Annotated in this window: 14 protein-coding genes and 2 tRNA genes; 7 read left to right on the top strand and 9 right to left on the bottom strand. The window is 34.4% G+C overall.

The window, feature by feature from the left end; all coding sequences use genetic code 11:
- Positions 1–7: 7 nt before the first annotated feature.
- The 7 genes from B0A75_RS12330 to B0A75_RS12300 all read left to right on the top strand — a co-directional run bounded on the left by B0A75_RS12330 (position 8) and on the right by B0A75_RS12300 (position 6,615).
- Positions 8–2,458, top strand: a complete 2,451-nt coding sequence (locus tag B0A75_RS12330) for a DNA translocase FtsK (RefSeq protein WP_089054574.1) — start codon at positions 8–10, stop codon at positions 2,456–2,458.
- A 7-nt stretch (positions 2,459–2,465) separates the two neighbouring features.
- Positions 2,466–3,158: a LolA family protein gene (locus tag B0A75_RS12325; protein ID WP_089054644.1), complete on the top strand. Its 693-nt coding sequence runs from the start codon at positions 2,466–2,468 to the stop codon at positions 3,156–3,158.
- Between the two features lie 8 nt (positions 3,159–3,166).
- Positions 3,167–4,627, top strand: coding sequence for an LptF/LptG family permease (locus B0A75_RS12320; RefSeq protein WP_089054573.1), 1,461 nt, complete (start codon positions 3,167–3,169; stop codon positions 4,625–4,627).
- Between the two features lie 2 nt (positions 4,628–4,629).
- Positions 4,630–5,760: a 3,4-dihydroxy-2-butanone-4-phosphate synthase gene (gene ribB / locus B0A75_RS12315; protein ID WP_164973687.1), complete on the top strand. Its 1,131-nt coding sequence runs from the start codon at positions 4,630–4,632 to the stop codon at positions 5,758–5,760.
- 3 nt (positions 5,761–5,763) lie between these two features.
- Complete coding sequence (locus B0A75_RS12310; RefSeq protein WP_089054571.1) at positions 5,764–6,162, top strand: acyl-CoA thioesterase; 399 nt, start codon at positions 5,764–5,766, stop codon at positions 6,160–6,162.
- Between the two features lie 140 nt (positions 6,163–6,302).
- Positions 6,303–6,387, top strand: a tRNA-Ser gene (locus B0A75_RS12305).
- 143 nt (positions 6,388–6,530) lie between these two features.
- Positions 6,531–6,615 (top strand) — tRNA-Ser (locus B0A75_RS12300).
- Between the two features lie 113 nt (positions 6,616–6,728).
- On the opposite strand, the gene B0A75_RS12295 is transcribed toward B0A75_RS12300, so the two are convergent.
- The 9 genes from B0A75_RS12295 to B0A75_RS12255 all read right to left on the bottom strand — a co-directional run bounded on the left by B0A75_RS12295 (position 6,729) and on the right by B0A75_RS12255 (position 23,841).
- On the bottom strand, positions 6,729–8,648 hold the full coding sequence (locus B0A75_RS12295; protein WP_089054570.1) for a sialate O-acetylesterase: 1,920 nt from the start codon (positions 8,646–8,648) through the stop codon (positions 6,729–6,731).
- A 252-nt stretch (positions 8,649–8,900) separates the two neighbouring features.
- The gene (locus B0A75_RS12290) at positions 8,901–10,523 is read right to left on the bottom strand and encodes a GH35 family beta-galactosidase (RefSeq protein WP_089054569.1); all 1,623 of its coding nucleotides are present in this window, start codon (positions 10,521–10,523) and stop codon (positions 8,901–8,903) included.
- A gap of 152 nt (positions 10,524–10,675) precedes the next feature.
- The gene (locus tag B0A75_RS12285) at positions 10,676–12,886 is read right to left on the bottom strand and encodes an endo-1,4-beta-xylanase (protein WP_089054568.1); all 2,211 of its coding nucleotides are present in this window, start codon (positions 12,884–12,886) and stop codon (positions 10,676–10,678) included.
- Between the two features lie 12 nt (positions 12,887–12,898).
- On the bottom strand, positions 12,899–14,269 hold the full coding sequence (locus B0A75_RS12280; RefSeq protein ID WP_089054567.1) for a glycan-binding surface protein: 1,371 nt from the start codon (positions 14,267–14,269) through the stop codon (positions 12,899–12,901).
- 33 nt (positions 14,270–14,302) lie between these two features.
- Positions 14,303–15,934, bottom strand: coding sequence for a RagB/SusD family nutrient uptake outer membrane protein (locus B0A75_RS12275; RefSeq protein ID WP_089054643.1), 1,632 nt, complete (start codon positions 15,932–15,934; stop codon positions 14,303–14,305).
- A 10-nt stretch (positions 15,935–15,944) separates the two neighbouring features.
- On the bottom strand, positions 15,945–19,112 hold the full coding sequence (locus tag B0A75_RS12270; RefSeq protein ID WP_089054566.1) for a SusC/RagA family TonB-linked outer membrane protein: 3,168 nt from the start codon (positions 19,110–19,112) through the stop codon (positions 15,945–15,947).
- Positions 19,113–19,690: 578 nt separating this feature from the next.
- A complete protein-coding gene (gene fsa / locus B0A75_RS12265) occupies positions 19,691–20,347 on the bottom strand; it encodes a fructose-6-phosphate aldolase (protein WP_089054565.1) in 657 nt (218 codons plus the stop codon).
- Between the two features lie 677 nt (positions 20,348–21,024).
- Complete coding sequence (gene xylA, locus B0A75_RS12260; RefSeq protein WP_089054564.1) at positions 21,025–22,350, bottom strand: xylose isomerase; 1,326 nt, start codon at positions 22,348–22,350, stop codon at positions 21,025–21,027.
- A 9-nt stretch (positions 22,351–22,359) separates the two neighbouring features.
- Positions 22,360–23,841: a xylulokinase gene (locus B0A75_RS12255; RefSeq protein WP_089054563.1), complete on the bottom strand. Its 1,482-nt coding sequence runs from the start codon at positions 23,839–23,841 to the stop codon at positions 22,360–22,362.
- Positions 23,842–23,843 lie beyond the last annotated feature (2 nt).

Below are 23,843 nucleotides of genomic sequence, written 5' to 3'. Positions count from 1 at the left end.
AGCAAGAATGGCAAAAACAACCAAAAAGGAAACTGCAGACAAAAAAAACGAATCAAAAACAGAGACAATTAGGTCGTGGAAATTTTCCAAACAGCAAAAATTTGTTGTGGGCTGTCTTTTGGTGCTCTTTTCAATTGCACTATTAGTTGCATTTATTTCTTTTTATGTTAACGGACAATGGCAAGCAGACCAAAGTGCGGTCAGCCAGCTTGGAGACCGCGGCGAAGTTGTAGAAAACTGGCTCGGAAAATTCGGGGCATTTCTTGCTGACTTGATTGTTTATAAAGGTTTCGGAATCGCCTCTTTTATATTTGTACGTTTATTTTTCCTAACTGGTTTATTTTTAGCATTAGAACTTTCCACCAAAAAACTAAAAAACACTTGGTTTTGGGATTTATTTGCGGTTATAATCATCTCAATTCTATTTGGATTTTTTGCAACTTCGGCACCAGAACTTGGCGGAACAATTGGTTATGAATTAAATCTTTTCCTTCAAGACTATATTGGCAAAACAGGAACTTTATTAACATTACTTTTTGGATTGATTGTTTATTTAATTTTTAAAATTAAACTCTCGCCAGAAAAAATTCAATCTTACTTTGACTCTACTAAAAAAGAGTTTAAATCTGAATTAAATGCTATAAAACCTGCACCACAACCAGAAAGCGCTTATAATCTAGAAGAATTTGCGATTGAAGAAGATCCTGAATTGGATAATATTCACCTAAAAACAGATGATTCTAAATTCGAAATCAACAAAGAAGCCTTAAAACCAACTATTTCACATTCATCAGAAATTGATTTAAATCCAGTTGTAAAACCAGTTCAGATGGATATTAATCCAGTAAGTATAACTGCTCCAGTTCATACTGAAGAATTTGTTATTGAAAAAGCCGAGGAAGAAGATATTATTGAAGAAAATCTAGCTTCAAGATTAGTTGCTGATTTTGGATTGTTTGACCCAACTTTAGATTTATCAAATTATAAATTCCCAACCATCGATTTATTAAAAGAATATTCGACAGGCGGAATCACTATTAATCAAGAAGAATTAGAAGAAAATAAAAACAAGATTGTAGATACACTTCGTAACTACAAAATTGAAATTGCGCAAATTAAAGCAACCGTTGGTCCATCAGTAACTTTATATGAAATTGTTCCGGAAGCCGGAATCAGAATTTCAAAAATTAAAAGTTTAGAAGACGATATTGCATTATCATTATCGGCATTAGGAATTCGTATTATTGCTCCAATTCCAGGAAAAGGAACTATTGGTATTGAGGTTCCTAACAAGAATCCTACTATGGTTTCAATGAAAAGCGTAATTGGTTCAGCCAAATTTCAAGAAGCTGAAATGGAACTGCCGATTGCTTTAGGAAAAACCATTTCGAATGAAACTTTTGTTGTCGATTTAGCCAAAATGCCTCACTTATTAATGGCAGGTGCTACTGGACAAGGAAAATCTGTTGGATTAAATGCTGTTTTAACTTCGCTTTTATACAAAAAACATCCAGCCGAAGTAAAATTTGTGCTGGTTGACCCGAAAAAAGTAGAACTTACGCTTTTCAATAAAATTGAAAGACATTATTTAGCCAAACTTCCAGATACGGAAGATGCTATTATTACAGATAATGCAAAAGTTGTAAATACTTTAAATTCTCTTTGTGTTGAGATGGACAATCGTTATTCTTTATTAAAGGATGCAATGGTTCGTAACATCAAAGAATACAATGAAAAATTCAAATCAAGAAAATTAAATCCAGAAGCGGGACATCGTTTTTTACCTTACATTGTTTTGGTAGTCGATGAGTTCGCCGATTTAATTATGACTGCAGGAAAAGAAGTCGAAATTCCAATTGCCCGTCTTGCTCAATTAGCGCGTGCCATTGGTATTCACTTAATTATTGCAACACAAAGACCGTCTGTAAACGTAATTACAGGTTTAATTAAAGCCAATTTCCCTGCGAGAATTGCTTTTAGAGTAACATCAAAAATTGACTCTAGAACTATCTTGGATACGCAAGGTGCTGATCAATTAATTGGACGTGGAGATTTGCTATACTCAAACGGGAATGATGTAATTCGTGTTCAATGTGCCTTTATCGACACTCCAGAAGTGGAAAAAATAACTGATTTTATTGGTTCGCAAAAAGCCTATTCAACAGCTTATTTACTTCCAGAGTTTGTTGGAGAGGAAACTGGCATTAATCTTGATATGGATATTTCCGAAAGAGATACCTTATTTAGAGAAGCTGCAGAGATTATTGTCAATGCACAGCAAGGTTCTGCTTCATTACTGCAACGAAAATTAAAATTAGGATACAACAGAGCCGGTCGTTTGATCGATCAGCTGGAAGCAGCTGGAATTGTTGGGCCTTTTGAAGGCAGTAAAGCGAGAAGCGTGAACATCTCTGATCTAAGTGCTCTTGATCAATTTTTTAACAATGAACAAAATTAATCCAATCATGAGAACAAAAATTCAGGAAATCAAGAACAATTCTATCACTAACGCGACTAAAAAGTGTTTTCAAATGGCGATTTTATTGCTTTTGAGCTTCACTTCTATTCAAGCTCAGGATAAAAAAGCCAAAGATTTATTGAACGAAGTGACTTCTAAAATAAAAAGCTACAACAATATTGTAATCGATTTTAAATATTCTTTGAATAATGCAAAAGAAAATATTAATCAAGACAGTAAAGGAAATGTAACCATGAAAGGAAATCAATATGTATTGAATTTTATGGGTGTAACTAAAATATTTGACGGACAAAAAACATATACTATTAATCCTGAAGACGAAGAAGTTACTATTTCTAAAGTAAATGAAAAGGATGACAACGCGATCACACCTTCAAAAATGTTGACTTTTTTCAATTCTGGCTACAAATACAATATGGATATTGTACAAAATGTTAAAGGAAGAAAAATCCAGTATATCAAACTTGCTCCTACAAACACAAAGGACCAAAGAAAAGAGATTCTTTTAGGCATTGATGTTCAAACAAAACACATTTACAACTTAATTGAAACTGGAAAAAACGGAACAAAAACTACTTTAACCGTTAATTCTTTTAAAACCAATCAGCCTTTATCAAAAAATCAATTTACCTTTGTAGCGAGTAAATACCCGAAATACTACATCAATAAATTAGATTAATTACAAGGTTGAAAATTTTAGACAAATACTTACTAAAAACATTTCTGATTACGTTTACTACGGTATTCGTAATCCTTTTTTTTATATTCATATTACAAACCGTATGGCTTTTTATTGCAGAACTTGCAGGTAAGGATCTTGACTTTATATTAGTTATCAAATTCCTGCTTTTCTCAATGCCGCGTATTATTCCGCTGGTTTTACCTTTATCAGTTTTATTAGCTTCGATTATGAGTTTCGGAAATTTGGCCGAAAACTATGAATTTGCAGCGATGAAATCATCTGGAATATCGCTTCAAAGAGCTATGAGAGTCCTGATTGTTTTTATATTCGTTTTGAGTATTGTAGCCTTTTGGTTTGCCAACAACGTTATTCCTTATGCTGAATATAAATTTGTTAATTTCCGAAAAAATATTGCTCAGGCAAAACCTGCGATGGCAATTGCCGAAGGACAATTTAACGATGTTGGAACTTACAATATCAAAGTAAATAAAAAATCTGGCGAAAACGGAAACATACTAACCGGCGTTACTATTCATGAAAAATCGAATAACGTTGGAGAAAACAAAACTGTTATCAAAGCCAAAGACGGAGAATTAATTAGTAATGAAAATTCCAGTATTTTAAAACTGGTTTTGAATAATGGTTATTACTATCAAGATGTTACTCCAAAAAAATACGAGGATCGTGCCAAGCTTCCATTTATAAAAGCGGCTTTTAAAAAACACATTATCAACATTGATTTATCCGAATTAAATAAAGTTGATGATAGTAAAGAAAGCATTGCTGGAACAAATGCAATGCTAAATGTAAATGAACTGCGCTATACATTAGACTCATTAAGCAAAAATCTAGACACCGAAATCATTTCATTTTCTGAAAACATCAATCAGCGTGTTGGAATTAGAAAATCAATAGCTCCAATCAATACAGATAAAGCCAAAAAGAAAAAAGCTTTACCAAACGACCTTTTGTCTTTATACACAAACAAACAAAAGTCTGACATTTTAAAAATGGCCAGCAGTAATGTTTCCAGTAACATATATTCAATTGAATCGACTCAAAAAGATCTGAAAGACAAACAGCGCGAAATCAACAAACACTTAACAGCATTATATGAAAAATTCGTAATTGCTTTTGCTTGTTTTTTAATGTTTTTTATTGGTGCACCATTAGGAGCTATTATCCGAAAAGGAGGACTTGGATTACCAATTGTTTTTGCAGTTTTAATTTTCATTTCTTTTCACTTCATCAATACTTTTGGAAAAAGATTATCGCAAGAAGGCGGAATGTCTCCTTTTATGGGATCATGGATGTCTTCGTTTATATTACTCCCATTAGCTGTATTACTTACTTATCGTGCTACAAATGACAACGGATTAATTAATTTTGATGCGATAACAACTCCTATTTCACAACTATTTCAAAAAATTGCTGAGCGGTTTTCACCAGCTCAAAATAAACAATAATTATGTCAACAAAAATTCAACTGAATACCATTGAAGAAGCCATAGAAGATATTCGTCAAGGTAAGGTAATCATTGTAGTCGATGATGAAGATCGCGAAAACGAAGGTGATTTTTTGGCTGCTGCTGATAAAGTAACACCGGAAATGATCAATTTCATGGCTACTCACGGACGCGGATTAATCTGTACACCTCTTACAGAAAGCCGTTGCAAGGAACTTGATTTACGTGCAATGGTTACAAACAATACAGATCATATGGAAACTGCTTTTACTGTTTCTATTGATTTGAAAGGCAATGGAGTAACAACAGGTATTTCGGCAGCAGATAGATCTAAAACCGTTCAATCATTAGTTGATCCAAATACAAAACCTCATGATTTAGCGCGTCCTGGTCACATTTTTCCTTTAATAGCTAAACAAGGCGGTGTTTTAAGAAGAACTGGCCATACAGAAGCCGCTATTGATTTTGCAAGACTAGCCGGTTTTAAACCTGCTGGTGTAATCTGCGAAATTTTAAACGAAGACGGAACAATGTCACGTTTACCAGAACTTTTTGAAGTGGCTAAAAAATTCAATTTGAAATTAGTTTCGATAGAAGATTTAGTTGCCTACAGAATGCAGCACGACAGCTTAATCATAAAAAAAGAAGATTTTGATATCGAAACTCGTTTTGGAACTTTCCGTTTAAGAGCATACGAACAAACTACAAATAAACAAATTCATATTGCGTTAACTAAAGGAACATGGAATCTTGGTGAGCCAATCTTAACGAGAATTCACTCTTCACAAGTAAATAACGACTTATTAGGCACATTAACCAACAACGCTGAACAGCAGTTAGACGATATGTTTAAAGTGATTAATGAAAATGGAAAAGGCGCTGTAATCTTTATTAACCAAGATATGACGGCTGTAAATTTACTAAACAGAATTTCTGAACTTAAGGTATTACAATCACAGGGAACTTTGAAAGCTCCAAAAGTAATCATTGATAGTAAAGATTACGGAATTGGTGCTCAAATACTCCATGATATTGATATTTCAAAAATTAGATTAGTTTCTAACACAGAACAAACAAAACGCGTTGGAATGATTGGATATGGTCTTGAAATTACTGAATACGTAACATATTAATTTATGGGGACATTAGAAGAAAGAATTTCAAAATCGGAAACTCATATTTTTAAAGCGGTTTTTCCTATTACAACGAATCATTACGACACTTTGTTTGGTGGTACAGCACTTCATCTTATGGACGAAGTTGCTTTTATTTGCGCTACGCGATTCAGCCGAAAGAAAGTTGTAACGATTTCAACTGGTCAAATTGATTTTAAAAAAGCAATTCCAGCTGGTACTTTAATCGAATTAGTAGCAAATGTTGTCAGCGTTGGAAGAACAAGCTGTAAAATTCATGTTGATATTTTTATGGAACAAATGTATTCAGAACTTCGCGAAACAGTAGTTTCAGGAACTTTTTCGTTTGTTGCAGTGGATGAAAACAAAAAACCAGTACCAATTTTAGACGCCTTAGAGTAATTTTTTCAAAAACCTCACTTTCGGAAATACTGATAATTAGACACTTGAAAAATAACTTAAAAAAACCGCTAAAAAAGTTTTTATAATCGGAAAAGCGTACTATATTTGCACTCGCAATCAGATAATGAGAGCGACATACTGGAGAAATGGCAGAGCGGTCGAATGCGGCAGTCTTGAAAACTGTTGACTGTAACAGGTCCGGGGGTTCGAATCCCTCTTTCTCCGCTGAAAAAGAAAACCCTTAACTTTGTTAAGGGTTTTCTTTTTATATAGTATATTTTTTTTTAGAAATAGTTCCAAAAAAATTTTCACAATTCAAAAAACACCTTATCTTTGCACTCGCAATCAGAAAACGAGAGCAACATACTGGAGAAATGGCAGAGCGGTCGAATGCGGCAGTCTTGAAAACTGTTGACTGTAACAGGTCCGGGGGTTCGAATCCCTCTTTCTCCGCAAAAGAAAACCGATTAGGAAACTAATCGGTTTTTTCTTTTTATATTCTTATTTATTTTAGACAGCACAAGAAGACAATCTAATCTTTTTTGTCTATCCCAATCTCAACAAATTCATTCATCATCCAAGCCCGCTTCAAAAGGCGAAGCCGGAAATCCTTCGTTATTAAACAAATTAGCTTCTGTAGGATTATCTGCCCAAGCATATCTTACTTTTACTGGATCTGCGACGTAATCATTGCTAACTATAACTTTATCTCCTTTAATTTCAGCTTTTGCCCAAACAAACTTTCCATCAGTTCCTGCTATCGCAAACTCTTTCAATTCATCTCCATTTTTGATTACCAATCCAGTTCCAACATTAGAAAAACTTAAAATTAGTTTGTTTCCTTCTTTTATTATCGATTTGTAAAGCGGTCCTGAAGCGGCTAAAGTTTTTTCACTATAAACCAATTTTCTAGCCTGAAGTGACAATCTTTTTCCAACATCGTACTTATTTAAAGGATGAATATCATTCCATTCTCCTAAGTCTATGGCAACTGCCAATCCTGTATTTGGAACTTTCAAGGTATTCAACTGCTGTTGTCTCAAAGCAGCCCAATTACTTTCTGAAGGCACTGATTTTGGTTCCATAAAATTGGGCAACTGCACCAAAAGAAAAGGTAATTTTTCCTGATCAAAAAGTGTTCTCCAATTATTTATTAAAGTTTCCATTAACGAAAAATATTCGGATGGCTTTTTTGTATTTGCTTCGCCCTGATACCATAAAACGCCTTTTACAGGATAATTTTTCAATGGAGCAATCATGGCATTGTAAAGTCCGACTGGTTTCCATCTCACAAAAGTTTGCCCTGGCAGCGGAAGCATTTTTGAACCTAACTTATAGCTCCAATTCCCTTTTAAATCTATTGTTTTATCGCCAATAGTTAATTCATATGGTTTATCGGTTACAAAACCTCCTCTGCCAGAATTATTAATTACACGAATGGTAATTTCATTTTTTCCTTCCTTTAAAATAGTACTATTAAAAGAATAAATTCTCGGCGGGTATTGATACGACGTTGTTCCAACAAAATTTCCGTTTACAAAAACAGAATCCGCATCGACAATTCGTCCTAAAATTAATTTAGCTCGATTTTCCTTTATTTTGTCTAAAGTAAATTCTCTTTTAAACCAAACAGAACCATTTATATTTCCTAGTTCTCCATCGGCCCAATAACCTGGAATACTCATTGTTTTCCAATCGGAAATATCGACTGAATTTGCCCATTTATTCTTTAATCCAAGATCGGTTTGATTTAATAATTTATACCAATCTGAACTTACTTTTCGGTCGCTTTCATCAATTTGTTTTTCTAGTTTTCCGTCTTTAAATTTTAAATATTCTGCATAATAATCTGGGAACTTTTTTATCCCTTCTTCACTGATCCAAGATTCTGCAGGCGAACCTCCCAAAGAACTGTTGATTAAGCCAATCGGAATTTTGTATTTTTCGTAGATTTCATTGGCAAAAAAATAGCCGACTCCTGTAAATTGTAAAACACTTGTTGGATTTGCTTCAACCCAAGAACCAGAAGAAAAATCGGTTCTTTCTTTTTCGAAGTAATATTCATCAGGAACTAAAAACTGTCTGATGTTTGAGTTTTGAGATTTGGCAATTTCGTCTTTGTATTTATCTTTAATTCTTTCCATCGGAAGTTCCATGTTCGATTGTCCCGAACAAAGCCAGACATCACCAAAGAGAATATTTTTTAGCACAATTGTATTAGAACCTTTTAAAGTCATTTCGAACGGACCGCCTGCTTTTTGTGACGGAAGCTCTATCGACCATTTTCCGTCTTGAGCTGTTGTCGTTTTGTAAGCTTTACGATTAAATTCGAGTTCGATTTTTTCATTTGGCGATGCCCAGCCCCAAATGTTGACTTTTGTATCCCTCTGTAAAATCATTCCGTCACTTATCAATCGCGGAAGTTTTATCTGTGCATTAATTGCAAAGCTTAAAAGGATAGCTAAAAATGTTAATTTGCTTTTCATTTGATATCTATTTTTTTTGCCACTCCCGATAGCTATCGGGATAAAAGATTAACACAGATTATTAAAAAATCCTTCTAAACCTTTTAATCTATTATTAAAGTTTTTCTCTTAGAGCTTCCTGTGTTTTTGTCTGCCACGAATTTCGCAAATTACACTAATCCATACTTTGTCTATAATATTGCAATGACACGGATTTTTTAATTAAAAAAATAAAAATTAGTGGCAATTCGAGAAATTCGTGGCTAAAAAAAACTATTCATAACTATATAATTTTATTTTTTGGATTTCGAAATCGCCAACAGAAATCCTTAAATGTCTTCCTTGATGGGTTTGATCTCCATTAAAATGTCTTATGGTTTTCCATTTTTCATCTTCAAATTTTCCTTGATCTGTTTTTAAAATTCCTGCATTTAAATTTTCTTTTAAAGGTTTAAAAGTTACAACAATTCCTGAACCCGCAATGTAAAATTCGTTCTTAGCAATTTCTATAATAATAGCACTTGACATTGGCCAAACTTCAGCTTTTGCTCCATCAGACCAATTTAGAGTATAATCGTGTTTGAATGTAAATTCATAATCTCCCAATTTAATAATCTGTATATTATTTTCTTTGTCTAACAAAACACCGTCAATTCTTCCTTGCCCTTTATTGGTTTCAATAGTTGGAGTTAACTGCTTTATCAAATCATAAATTTTTCCAAGAGGTTCCTTTTTGGCATCGGCAACAGATTCTATAGAAAATGGCGAAAAACCAATTGCTTCATAATGTCCAATTGCATATAAACCTTTAAAAGGCGCCGTTTCATCAAAACGATGTTCGGGAATAAATAACGGATCACCTTGACGGGTAAATAAATCATTCCATTGTTTAAAAGATGGGTTATAAAAATCGGGCGCCAAAAAGTCAATCGAATTTCCCGCAGCTTTCCAAACATCCATAAGATGCGGAAGCGGTCCAGCACTCGGATATTGACCTGATTTTTTTTCGGGTGCATTTAAAGCTGCATTAACAAACATCGGAATTGGATAAATGTCTTTGCCTGCTTTTGCAATTTGATTGGTAAATTTTGAAAAATACCAAGCCATAAAAATTTCATCTGTATGAAGTCCTTTTCCAAAAACCGTTTCCCAATTCCCTGAAGTTTTGAATCCGTTTTTTTTCCAAATTTCTAAAAACTCTGGAACGAGTTTTTCTTTATTTTTTTGAAGATATTGCAGTAATTCTTTTGGAACTTCTTTTTTAAAAGCTTCATTTGCTAACGGATGATAATCTCTTGCGGTTGGCAGCATTCCGATTTCATTTTCGACTTGAATCATAATTACAGTTTGCTCCTTTTGATCCAATTCTTTAATGTGCGTCATCAATTTTTTGAACGCATTTAAATCAGCTTGAAGATTGTTTTCACTAAAAGGCGTTAAAATTTCATGACTGCGATTTTGATCGTCTTTCACTCTTGGGTATTTTTTCTGATTCAATTTTACCCAAGCCGGAGCGTGGCTTGACATACTGTTTTTCCAAGATCCAAACCATAAAAATACGAGTTTCAAATTCTCTTTTCGTGCTCTAAGAATTAAATCATCAATTAACGAAAAATCAAATTTACCTTCTTCTTGTTCGATAAGTTCCCAATAAACAGGTGTTAAGACTGTATTAAGATTCATGTCAACCAATTTCGACCAAATAGTTTCCATGCTTTCCATACTTGTTGCGGAGGAATTTCCTAATTCACCTCCACGTATTAAGAATGGTTTTTGGTTTACAATTAATTGTGTTTTATTTCCTTTTTTCTCAAGACTGGGTATATTTTGGCAAAATCCAAAATGTATTATAAATAAAGTTATCAGAAGGAACTTTTTTTTTAAAATATGAAACATACTTTTTATTTTAATATTAAAAATAAAACAAAGCAGCTTTGTCAAAGCTTAAAACTTTGACAAAGCAGCTTTGATTCTGATTGAGGAGTTTCTTGCAGAGATTTCTCGTTCCTCGAAATGACAAAACTACGCGTATACTCAACTTAAAAAAACTACGGTTTTACTAACTCACCCGAAAATCCTAAACTTACATCTTTTCCTGCAAGACCATCTGCAGTGCCTTTGTATGCATGTTTACGAACATAATTAGCATCCCAAAGGTTTGGAGATTCATTTGGAAGCCAATATTCATGTTCTTTTGAATTATCAGAAACTCCCCAAATCGTGATTCCATATTGCTGTGCTGCTGGAATGTGTTTTTTGTACATATCAATAACATATTGATACATTTCTGCTTGCGAAGCCTGTTGTACTACAGTTGGTGTTGCAGTTCCTAATCTTACGTCTAACTCAGAAATTTTAATTAATTTTCCTGAAGCCGCTAATTTTTGAAACATCTGAACAATTTTATCTTTATCTGTCGTTAAACCAATGTGCATCTGCGTTCCAATTCCGTCAACAGTTGCTCCTTTGCTTTCAATATATTTTACGTATTCGATTAATCCGTCACATTTATCTAATCTCGATTCTAAATTGTAATCATTTATGAAAAGTTTATCGGTTGCATTTCCATATTGACGTGCTAGTTTGAATGCTGAAACGGCATAATCTTTTCCTAGATATTTTACCCATGAGAAATAATCTGTCGCTGTATCACCTTCGGTTCCATTTCTTAAAGTTCCGTCTTCTTTCATTGGTTCATTTACTACATCCCAAGAAAAAACTCCTGTTTTATAATGCGTCATCATTTTAGAAATCCAGTTAGTCATGGCATCGCCAATAATTTTGGTTTTCTCGGCATCTGTTTTGTCAATTGTTATTGGAGCTGTTGGTCCAGTTCCCGAAGACGATCCATCAGTTACTAAAACATTATCGATATAATAAGTTCCTGCAGCTCTTCCTAAATCAAAACCAAAACCAGTCTCACCTCCTTTTGCAATAAATTTCCATTCTAATTGTTTCCAAGTAGTACTAGTTAACTCATCTGGCTGATAATTTGCTACTGATGATGGTGTCGTTGAACATCTTACAGAACCCGCTGCTTCCGAACGAATCATATAAGAAATTGTATAATTTTTTCCAGCTACTAATGCAGAAGTAAAAGTAGTTTGAATTTGGGTTTTCCATTGGTTTGCAGCATCCGATGTCGCGTTTACTACTTTCATTGACCCGCTTCCCTCATAAACATTTGAAGCTCCTGTTCCTGCACTTAAAGCATCGGCTGCTCCATTGGCTCTACTCCATCCTGTTATTCCTGAATTGAAAGTTCCATTAGAAACTAGATTAACAGGTCCAGTAGAAGCATCAAGATCAACAACTGCAATAGTGTTTACGTCTACTAAATAAGTTACATTTGGCAAATATCCTAAATCTAAATTAAACTGGAATGTGGTACTTCCTGCTTTAAAATCTCCAGGAGCTACTTTAATTTTAACTTGCTGCCAAGAAGAAGTCGTTGCAAAAGCCTCTGTCCAAGTTCCTCCCGTTGCAAACCAATCTTTATATGGCCACTGATTGGTTAAAGAGGTATTAAATGCAACACGTCCTTTACCCGCAACATCAGATTTTATATAAAATGAAATCTCGTAGTTATGTCCTGTCACAATAGGTATATTTGGAGATATTAATTGTAAATGATGTGCTGCCGAAGAGGTTGCACTTGCTTCCATTTTAATAGCTTGTGAACCTGTTGCTAAACCAGAATTTGCTGCAATAGAAATTCCTTTTCCTGGGTTATTTCTTAACCAGTTTGTAAACGTTCCGTTTTTTAAACCGGCAACATCAAGAATATTAGTTCCGCTTGAACCCGGAATTACGGTTGGAGCAATAATACCGTTTAAATAACTTGCATTTTGATTGGAATGCCAAACTAAAGTATGTCCAAAAACTTTTAGTCCAGCACTTTTTGTTGCCGCGATAAAAGCATCTACATTGGTAAAATTAATTTCACCTTTTGCATTTACCATTGCGCCGTGTTTCATTTCGTAACCCGGTGTTACCTCATCAAAATTTTCATTTACAATCTTTCTATAATTGGCATCACTCATGTACAAACTTATTCCGATTCCGTTTCCTAATGAAAAATCCGAATAGTTTTTTAAAGGTTCGTAACGGCTGATTTTTTCTACTAAAGCTAACGGAAGTTCAGCTCCTGTTACTTCTCCATGTTCTGGGTCTTTTCCCCACTCCATCAAATTATCATCGCATGATGACAAAATCATTAATGATGAAGCAATTATTGGTAAGATATATTTATATTTCATTTTGCAGTTTTGTTAGTTAAAATCATTGTAAACTGGTGTGTCTAATGGTACAATTCTCCAATTATCGGTATATACTTTTACCGAAGTTGCTTTTGAAGGAAATTCTACTTCGCTGGTATTTCCTAAAACATCTTTCATTTTTACATCTGCATTTTCGAACCAAATTCCAAAGTTTTGATACGTTGCGGCTTCTCGATAAGCTAAAACAGCTTCGAAAGTAAAAGGTTCTTTAGACCATTGATAAAATTTATTTAATGGAATAGTAATCGTTGTCCATCCTGCAGTTTGGAAAGCAACTGATTTTCCATCAATAAGCCAAGGAATATAATTGTAAACTCCGCCAGACCATGTTCCTGCATTAAAATTATTGACTGTACATATTTTCAAGTAACCTGAATCTTTCCAAGCATCTGGTACATAAATATCAAATTGAAATGCAACTTTATCAAGTGGTGTACTGGCTGGAATAAAAGGAGTTAACTGTGCTCTCCAGTTATCAACACCAGTTCCTGCTGTCCATGTTTCTGTTGCTCTGCCTGTTGCTGGAGCAATAGAAGCAAGACGAGACGGGCGATGCGGTACGTATTTTCCTTGCGAAAGATTTCCTGCACCTATCGAAGCCGATTCTATATCAGTGCCCAAAATCATTCCTGTGGCAGGAGGCGTACCCCAAAAACTGTGCTGTCCTCTTCCGTCAAAATCTAAAATAACACCTCTTTTACAATTAAAATATGCTGGAGAATATACACCTCCATTTGAAGTTTGAACAAATAATGATCCTCCCAAATCTGAAATTCCGCTTGGTACTTTAACTGTAAATAATTCGCCATCTTCTGTTGATGTAATTCCTGTTGTTACCTCAACATTTCCAGGAAAAACTACTTTACTTACTTCGGTTAATCCAGTACCTATAACTGTTATAGTTTCTCCTGCATTTGGCATTGTGTTAGAAATATTAGTTATAGCAGGTTTTCCAGAGCGAATTTCAAATTTAAAAGTGGTTTCGTTAGAATCATTTGCAAAACGAATTGTATTTCTCACAGATGGATCTGCTTCTAAAATTGGTGTATCGGCCGAAACGCTTACAAGCATCGAATTGCTAGATACAAAAACTACATTAAAATAGGTAGAATATCCGTTGATGTATACTTTCTTAAGCCCCTCAAATCCTGAACCTTCAATACGCAGCAACTGGCCTAAACGAGCAAAACTAACTTCTCTATCCGGCACTGTTGAATTGACATCTTCTAAAAATACTCTTGAAATTGTGATCGCACCGCCTTGTGAATCGTTGTTATCACAAGAGGTAAACAGCATGCCGAAAACCATCATTGTAAGAAGTGCGATGGGCGCCCAATACTTTTTATTTAAAATATATTTCATATTACTATTGCTTTAATTTTTTATTTCTGAATACTAGAATAAGTCTTTAATTTTCTCTTCTGTAAACTGATACGGAACAGGATTTTCTCTCAATAACGGATTCTGAACTAACTCAGATTCTGGATAAGGAAGCGTGAATATTGTTGCATCAATTACACCAATAGCTCTTGGACTAGTACTTTTTGAAGCGTCAACTGTAACTTTATTAGTTGCTGTGTCATACAAAATTGGAGTTATTGTTCCTCTATTTTGTGCTGTAACATAATTGATTACTTCTTGTTGTTTGTAGTAAGCTCTGCGAACTAAATCGTACCAATATTGTCCTTCCATACACAATTCAACTCGTCTTTCATGAATAATATCGGCATAAGTCAATGTCGTTTTTGGATCTAAACCAGCACGTGTACGTAATTTGTTTACTTCCATAAGTGCCGTTGCATCTGCCGTTGTTGCATTATTTCCTAAGGCAGCCTCGGCATAGTTTAAATAAACTTCTGCCAAACGCAGCATATAAGTATTTAAGGCCGAATTCATACGGGTGATTTTAGAATTGTCTTTTGTAGAACCTACAACTCCTTTTTTTATGGTAAGGAAATCATTTCCGTGATCAACCGTGTAACCTCCATTTGCTTTGTTGATTTCGGCATAATGATCTTTATTCCCCATAAAAGTTGCTTTACGGCGAAGATCTTTTGACTCATATTCTTGCAAAACATTATAAGAAGCTCTTGTCCAATATCCCCAAGCTGCATCGTCGCCAGTAATATCAGAACCTAATGCAAAATAAGCCTGCTGTGTATTGTTTACTCCATAATCACCGTTTGGCACCCATTGTAAAGCAAACATGGATTCTGTATTGTTGTTATTATCAATCATGAATAAATCTTCATAATTTGTCATCAAACTATATGGCCCAGAACTAATCACTTTTTCGGCTGCTTTTTTTGCTAAATCAAGATATGTTTGATTGCGGGTTCCACTGTTTGGATTATCACTAACTCCTGAAAATGACAAGTAAACACGAGACAGCATTCCGAATGCGCTGTATTTTGTTAAACGCCCTGCCTGACCTGCAGTTTCTGGAAGATATTTAGCCGCAAATTCTAAATCACGCATAGAAAACTCATAAACATCTTTCATTGGATTTTTGTTTACGATTGGATTTTTTACCAATTCTCTCGGATCTGTTGAAATAATTACGTCTCCCCATAACGAAGCCAAATACCAGTATGCTGTTCCTCTCATAAAACGAGCTTCGGCAATATATTTATTTTTGACAGCATCGCTAAGCGGACTTCCAGAAATTCCGATAATCACATTATTAGATTGTTGAACTACATTGTACAACGAAGCCCAAGCTGAAACCAACGGCCCTGTTAATCCAGTTTCTGTTAAATCTGTAAATGGATAAACGTAATCTGAAAAAGGAGCATACATATTTGCAGCACGTCCATCGCCTAAACCATAATAAAATTTGTCATTAAAATCGAACCATACTTTGTTGTATAAAGGTCCTGTTGCAGCCTGAAAATCAGACTCCGTTTTATAAAAATTCTCTTTAGTAATTACATCATTTGGTTCAACGTCTAAAATGTCGCTGCAACTCGTCCAAACAAATGGCAATGCAATAATTAAAGCCGTATAAAATATTTTCTTTGTTTTCATTGTGCAGTTTTTAGAAATTAACATTTATTCCAAGAGTAGTTGTTACCGGCGAAGGATAACGTCCGTTATCAATGCCATTTAAAAGTTGGTTTTGATTTATTGCACCAACTTCTGGATCATATCCTTTATACTTTGTAAAAGTCAAAACATTCTGCATATTTGAATATACTTTGATATTTGAAATTCCATATTTAGAATATAAACTCTTAGGCAGATTATAGCCTAATGAAATATTTTTAAGTCTAACATAAGATCCGTCTTCTACAAATCTGTTGCTCAAACGATAATTAGAGGCCGAAGATGCTGATGAAGCTCCAATTCTTGGCATATATGGATCTCCGCCTACAATTTGTACATTGCGATAATCGTTTGGCCCAGTTGGATCAATTAATTCTAATTGTGCATATCCTAAAGCTGTTTTCAATAAGTTGGTATTCTCACGAGGATTTTCTAACCAGCGTCTTTGATAATTTAAAACATCGTTTCCGTAAGATCCTGTAAACATTATACTCACATCAAATCCTTTGAAAGAAAAGCTGTTGGTAAATCCGAAAGTAAAATCTGGATTAGGATTTCCAATGTAACCCGCGTCTTTCTCATTGATCACTCCGTCTTTGTTTACATCTTCAAACATATAATCACCGATCCAAACTCCGTTTTCTCCAATCTGCATTCCTTCTGGGAGCGCTGTTGGTTTTACTGTTCCGCTTGCATCTTTATAATAAAAATCAGTTGCTTTTTCAAAACGCCCAATAACTTTATATCCGTAAAATTGACCCAATGTCTGTCCTACGGCGCTGCGAGTAACCACTGTTACATCAGAACCTTGTTGTAAAGTCTGATCGTAAACTCCAGATTCTGAATTCAATTTCAAGACTTTAAATCTATTCATCGAGATATTAAAATTTGATTTCCAAAGAAAATCTTCTCGCTGCATATTTATTGTGTTTATTGTAAACTCAATACCTTTATTTTCTAATGATCCAATATTAGCATAAGGAGGCGCTGTAGATCCCTGCCCTGTTGTACCAACATAAGCTGGAAGTGATAATCTTAATAATAAATCATCTGTCTTCTTGTAATAAACATCGGCTGTAACTTCGATTCTATTATTGAAAAGTCCAAGATCTAAACCAATATTAGTTTGATTTGTTTTTTCCCATTTTAAATCTGGATTAGCTGTATTTGTTGCAATTTGACCACTTCCCCAATTTGTTGCAGATGTGCCATATACAGATGTGTAAGCATTATTTGGTACAGTTGAATTACCTGTAACTCCCCATCCTGCTCGTAATTTCAAATTGTTAATCGTCTGATTCTCTTTTAAAAATCCTTCACTTGATATTTTCCATGCTAAACCTGCTGCCGGAAACCAATCCCATTTGTTATCTTCCGCAAATTGCGAAGATCCATCTCTTCTAATAGTTCCTGTTAAAAAGTATCTATCATCAAATGAATACGCAGCTCTTGCAAAATAAGAACTAAGTGATCTTGTAGAACTTGCGTTTGAGTTTCTTGCTGTTGTTGGGTCACCTGCATTTAAATCTGTAGCTCCGTTTGTTAAATATCCAGAACGATATCCATAAAGATTTTCCCATTTTTGTTCCTGTAATTCTTGACCTAACATAGAATTAATACTGTGTTTTCCAAGTACTTTATTATAAGTCAATAAATTATTCCAAATCCAGTTTTCACTTGTCGATTTTGTTCTGCTTCCTTCTCTCACTTCATTAGACAATGCACCAAAAGTATAAGATGGATTGAAAGTGTAGTTATTTCCAAAACCATAATCCAGCGAATATTGAGTTTTGAATTTTAAATCTTTTGTAAAACTGATTTCAGCATAAGCATTTCCTCTAATTCCATAGTTTTTAGCATGATTATCTTTCAACAAAGCAATTCCTAATGGATTTGTTTGAACAAATTCTGTCGTATCTGGGCCATCAAAAGTACCATCGGCATTACGTGCAGCAACATTTGGAGTTTGTTTCAGCGCAGTTAGAATTACTGAATCATCGTTTACTGTTGTAACCTGATTAGTTTTGTAAACATTCATATTCACTCCAACTTTCATCCATTTCTTTACCTGAGAATCAATTACTCCACGAAGAGTCATACGATCAAAAGAAGAACCAATTATAGTCCCTTCCTGGTCAAAATATGACATCCCTAATGCATAAGTAGTGTTATCAGAACCGCCAGAAGCTGATAAATTATAATTTTGAATTAAAGCTGTTTGAAATAATTCGTCCTGCCAGTTTGTTCCTTCTCCTAATAAATCAGGGCGAATAAAATAAGGATCTCTTTGAACGATTCCTAAATCAGCACGAGTATTTTTAAGAGTACCATATTCTCTAAGATTTAATACTTGTAACTCTTTTGGCATTTGCTGCCATCCTACGTAACTGTCAAAGTTTAAAGTCAAATCTCCTTTTCTACCCGTTTTGGTAGTCACCATAATAACACCATTTGCAGCTCTTGAACCATAAATTGCTGTTGCCGAGGCATCTTTCAAAATATCAATCGAAGCAATATCATTTGGGTTGATTCCTGCAAGCGGATTTGAATTTAAAGAGCCTGTGTTTCCATCAATTATTACACCATCGATTACATAAATAGGTTCATTTGAACCTGTAATAGAACTTATCCCACGAATACGTACCGAAGAACTTCCTCCCGGCGTACCACTATTCTGTTGAATTTGCACCCCAGCAGCACGTCCTTGTAAAACCTGATCGATTGTTGTTGCAACAGATTGAGTTATTGCTGTACTGCTGACTGTAGAAACTGCTCCTGTTAAATCTGCTCTTTTTACAGTTCCATATCCAACAACTACAACTTCTTTCAAATCATTTAAGTTCTCTTCCAGTAAAGCATCAATTTTAGTTTTATTATTTACCGAAACTTCATGTGTTTTATATCCTATGAAGCTAAAGACCAAAATACTATTTGCAGGAACAGATTGAAGTGTGTACGTTCCATCAAAATTAGAAACGGTGCTTGTCTTTGTTCCTTTCACAATAATATTAACACCTGGTATTGGTCCATTACTATCAGATACAGTACCTGATACAGTAATTTGCGCATTTACTGCAGCAGAAAATACCAGTATCAGGATCAAGAATCCCAAATTCTTAAAGTATTTTGATCTGCTTTTAGTAATTAAAAAGTTAGTCATAAATAATTGGTTTAATAAGTTAATAGTATGGTTTAGTTAGTTTTTCTTTTTTTAACAGACTTACTATCATTTTCCCTTTTTTAAAATCAGACAAATAACAGCTTATAGTCAAAACAAATATATGCAAAAAACAACAACACACAATCGGTTGCGTTAATTTTTTTTCTCAATTTAAAAAAAATACCATTAAAAAAAAACGTTTTAAACACAAATAATCAAAAATAAATAAACAATCATCAAAAACAGGCTTAATCACAACGAAAACGTTAGAGATAATAAATTGTTTAGCTCTAAATCTTAAAAAAAGTATAAAATGTTAAATTTCTATATTTTTTTTAAACCGACTAAAGCTTCGCAATATTCTATTGAAAATCAAACTAAACTAAATCCTTAACAATCCCTTATAAAACAAGACTTAAAAGACATTACAAACTGCACATCAAACAATTAACCTCTAAACAATACATTTCTTACAAAAAATAAAACAGTAACAATCGGTTGCTTTTATTGTATAAAAAACTCCCCTCAGAATAGCTGGAGGGGAGCCCAAAAAAAAGTAAAAAATGGATTCTATTATATTACAGATTCATTTTTTTTGCATCTTCAACAAATTGCTTTAAACCAATATCTGTTAACGGATGTTTCAATAATCCTTTAATCGCAGAAAGTGGACCTGTCATAACGTCTGATCCTACTTTAGCACAATTTACAATATGCATTGTATGTCTTACTGAAGCTGATAGAATCTGCGTTTGATAATTGTAATTATCGTAGATTTCTCTAATTTCTTCTATAAGATGCATTCCATCTGTCGAAACATCATCTAAACGTCCTAAAAATGGAGAAACGTATGTCGCTCCAGCTTTAGCCGCAAGCAAAGCCTGACCAGCAGAAAACACTAGAGTTACATTGGTTTTGATTCCTTTTGAAGAAAAGTATCTACAGGCTTTTATACCATCACCAATCATTGGCAGTTTCACTACGATCTGAGGATGCAAAGCCGCCAATTCTTCTCCTTCTTTGATCATTCCATCAAATTCAGTCGAAATTACCTCAGCCGAAACATCGCCGTCAACGATATTACAAATATCTAAATAGTGTTTCAGGATATTTTCTTTTCCTGTAATGCCTTCTTTTGCCATTAAAGACGGATTGGTGGTAACGCCGTCTAGAACGCCTAAAGCCTGCGCTTCTTCAATGTCCTGAAGATTGGCAGTGTCAATAAAAAATTTCATAAGTTTTTTGGTTTGTGGTTGGTTATAATCGAGTTTCAATACGGTTTATCACGAAGTATAACCGTATAATTTGTCATTTCGACGAAGGAGAAATCCCCGCAAGTAACTCCGTATAGAGAGTCCAATCTTTGTGGAGCTTCTCGTGGAGATTTCTCCTTCGTCGAAATGACAAAACTGTAAGTATTTCTTTGTGTAAATAAATTAATAGAGGCGCACTTTAGTGCGTCTACATTCTAGTGCGTAAAAAATGTGCATTTTGATTGATTCTGCTCTTCAAAAAACCTTCAATAAAAAAAACTCACTTATTATTTTATCAAACTGACTTTTTATTCGTTTCAATTTTCAAAAAACAGTAACTAAACCTTCAATCTGTTTTTCTTAAATCTCAATGCAAAAAAGCCATAATCTTAATACACATTTTCTCTATTAACATCTAAAAAAATTATAAAAATAACTGCTGAATAATTTTTACTTTATACGGCTATCATATTGTAGTTTTATTTTTTAGATAATTTTTCACTAATAAATTTTAAACACATAGAAACATAGTTTTCTTTGTCTATAAAGGCGTTTCACTTGTTTTAACAAACATAGACTATGTGTTAAAATCTAGATTTTTTAAAACAACCTTAATTAATAAGACTCAAACCTATGTTTCTATGTGTTTAAATAAATTATTAAATATATTGATTGATGATATTTTCAAACAATTCTTGTTTACCGCTTTGAAGATTTAATTCTCCATTTTCGTGAGCGATAGTATAAAGATCTTTAAGGTTTAATTTTCCATCTGCAAAATCTTTTCCTTTTCCAGAATCGAATGAGCTGTATCTTTCCGTTCTTAATTTTTCGTAAGGAGAAGAAGTGATGATTTTATCTGCTGTCAGTAAAGCTCTTGCAAAAGTATCAGCTCCGCCAATGTGCGCTAAGAAAACATCTTCTAAATCTGTAGAGTTTCTTCTGATTTTAGCATCAAAGTTAACTCCACCGCCTTGTAATCCGCCCGCTTTTAAGAAAACCAACATCGCTTCAGTAGTTTCTTGAATGTTATTTGGGAACTGGTCTGTATCCCATCCATTTTGGTAATCTCCTCTGTTTGCGTCGATACTTCCTAACATTCCTGCTTTTGCCGCTACTTCTAATTCATGTTGGAAAGTATGCTGTGCCAATGTAGCGTGGTTTACCTCGATATTGATTTTGAAATCTTTATCTAAACCATAATTTTTCAAGAATCCAATTGCAGTTGCTGAGTCAAAATCGTATTGGTGTTTAGATGGCTCCATTGGTTTTGGCTCGATGAAGAAAGTTCCTTTAAAACCTTGAGATCTTGCATAGTCTCTAGACATTGCTAAGAATTGTGCCATATGGTCTAATTCTCTTCCCATATCTGTGTTTAGTAAAGACATATAACCTTCTCTACCACCCCAGAAAACGTAGTTTTCTCCACCTAAAGCAATTGTTGCATCAAGCGCTAATTTTACTTGACCACCCGCTCTTGCTACTACATTAAAATCAGGATTTGTAGCCGCTCCGTTCATGAATCTTGGATTTGAGAAACAGTTTGAAGTTCCCCAAAGCAATTTAATTCCAGATGCTGCTTTTTTCTCTTTTAAGTATTCTGTAATGAATGCCAAACGTTTTTCTGATTCTACGAAAGTTGGTCCTTCAGCAATCAAATCATAATCGTGGAAACAGAAATAATCAAATCCCATTTTACTGATGAATTCAAAAGCAGCATCTGCCTTATCTTTCGCTGCCTGATATGGATCTGATGAAGCATCCCAAGCAAATTGCTGTGTTCCTGGCCCGAATGGATCGCTTCCTTGTCCGCAGAAAGTATGCCAGTAAGCAATAGCAAACTTAAAGTGCTCACGCATTGTTTTTCCAGCTACAATCTGGTCTGGATTGTAATATTTAAATGCCAACGGATTGTCTGATTCTTTTCCTTCAAATTTAATTTGGCCAATACCTTTGTAGTATTCTTTATCTCCTAAAACTATCATTTGATTTTTTTATTTAGTTGTTATTATTAATTCTAATTCTTGTTTCCATTTTTTATATGCCGTTTCGTATTCCTCTTTGTTTTTTAGAGGCAAAAAGGTCATTACATGATCGTTCGTTGTAATTCCTGAACCAAATTTTTCAAAGTCACCATCTGTCAAGCCAACTGCTCTTGCTGCTCCTACCGCTCCTGTTGTATTGTAAATTTCTATTTCGTGACCAATTAATGTGGCAACTGTATTAGAGAAAATTTCAGAACGGAATAAATTATCATTTCCAGCTCTAATTACATTAATCGTTGCATTATCATCTTTCAAGCATTCCATTCCGTACACAAAAGAAAATGCAATGGCTTCCAAAGATGCTCTGAATAAATGCGCGTTGGTATGAATATTAAAATTCAGGTTTAAAATATGAGATCCAATATTTTTATTATTGAACATTCTTTCAGCGCCATTTCCAAACGGAATGACAACCAATCCTTGCGAACCTACATTTATCTGAGATGCTTTTTCATTCATTTCTTCATAGGATTCATTTCCGATATTGTTTCGCATCCATCGGTATTGGATTCCTGCTCCGTTTATATTCAGCAATTTCCCAACTCTCGGATTTGATTCCCCATAATTCACATGAACGAAGTTGTTTACACGAGTACTTTTTCCTGAATTTGTTTCTGTCACAGCATAAAAAACGCCCGACGTACCACCTGTTGCTGCAACTTCTCCCGGACGAAGCACATTTAATGACAAAGCATTATTCGGCTGATCTCCCGCTCTATACGCAATTGGAATTCCGGCAGGAAGACCTGATTCTGCAGCAGCTTTTTCAGTAACAACTCCTTGATTCGTAAAATTTTCTACAATTTTTGGAGTCAATGCGGTATCAATTCCGTAATATTCTAAAAGCCAGTCGGCTACTTTATTTTCTTTATAATCCCAAAGCATTCCTTCAGACAAACCATTTTTAGTTGTCGTTACTTCGCCTGTCAATTTCAAAGCGATATAATCTCCCGGAAGCATATATTTTGAGATTTTATTGTAAATCGCAGGTTCATTTTCTTTAACCCATTTCAGTTTAGAAGCGGTAAAATTTCCTGGCGAATTCAATAAATGCGACATGCATTTTTCTTCTCCAATTTCGGCGAAAGCGGTATTTCCAATTTCAACCGCACGGCTGTCGCACCAGATAATTGAATTTCGTAACGGAGCGTTATCTTTGTCAACAATTACCAATCCATGCATTTGGTACGAAATACCAATTCCCTGAATTTTCGAGGCATCGATATTTGATTCACGAATGGCTCTTTTAGTCGCCGTACAAATGTGCTGCCACCATATTTCAGGATCTTGTTCTGCCCAGTCTGGGTGAATCGAAAGGATTTCCATTTCGTTTTGCGGTTCATTCAAAACGATCACTTTTTTACCCGTTTCTGCTTCTACCAAGGCTGCCTTGACAGAAGAACTTCCAATATCATATCCAATATAATACATAC

It is taken from the genome of Flavobacterium oncorhynchi (genome assembly GCF_002217355.1).
GTDB lineage: Bacteria > Bacteroidota > Bacteroidia > Flavobacteriales > Flavobacteriaceae > Flavobacterium > Flavobacterium oncorhynchi.
The sequence above is the reverse complement of the archived record's forward strand: the minus strand, read 5'-3'. Positions and strand labels throughout refer to the sequence as shown.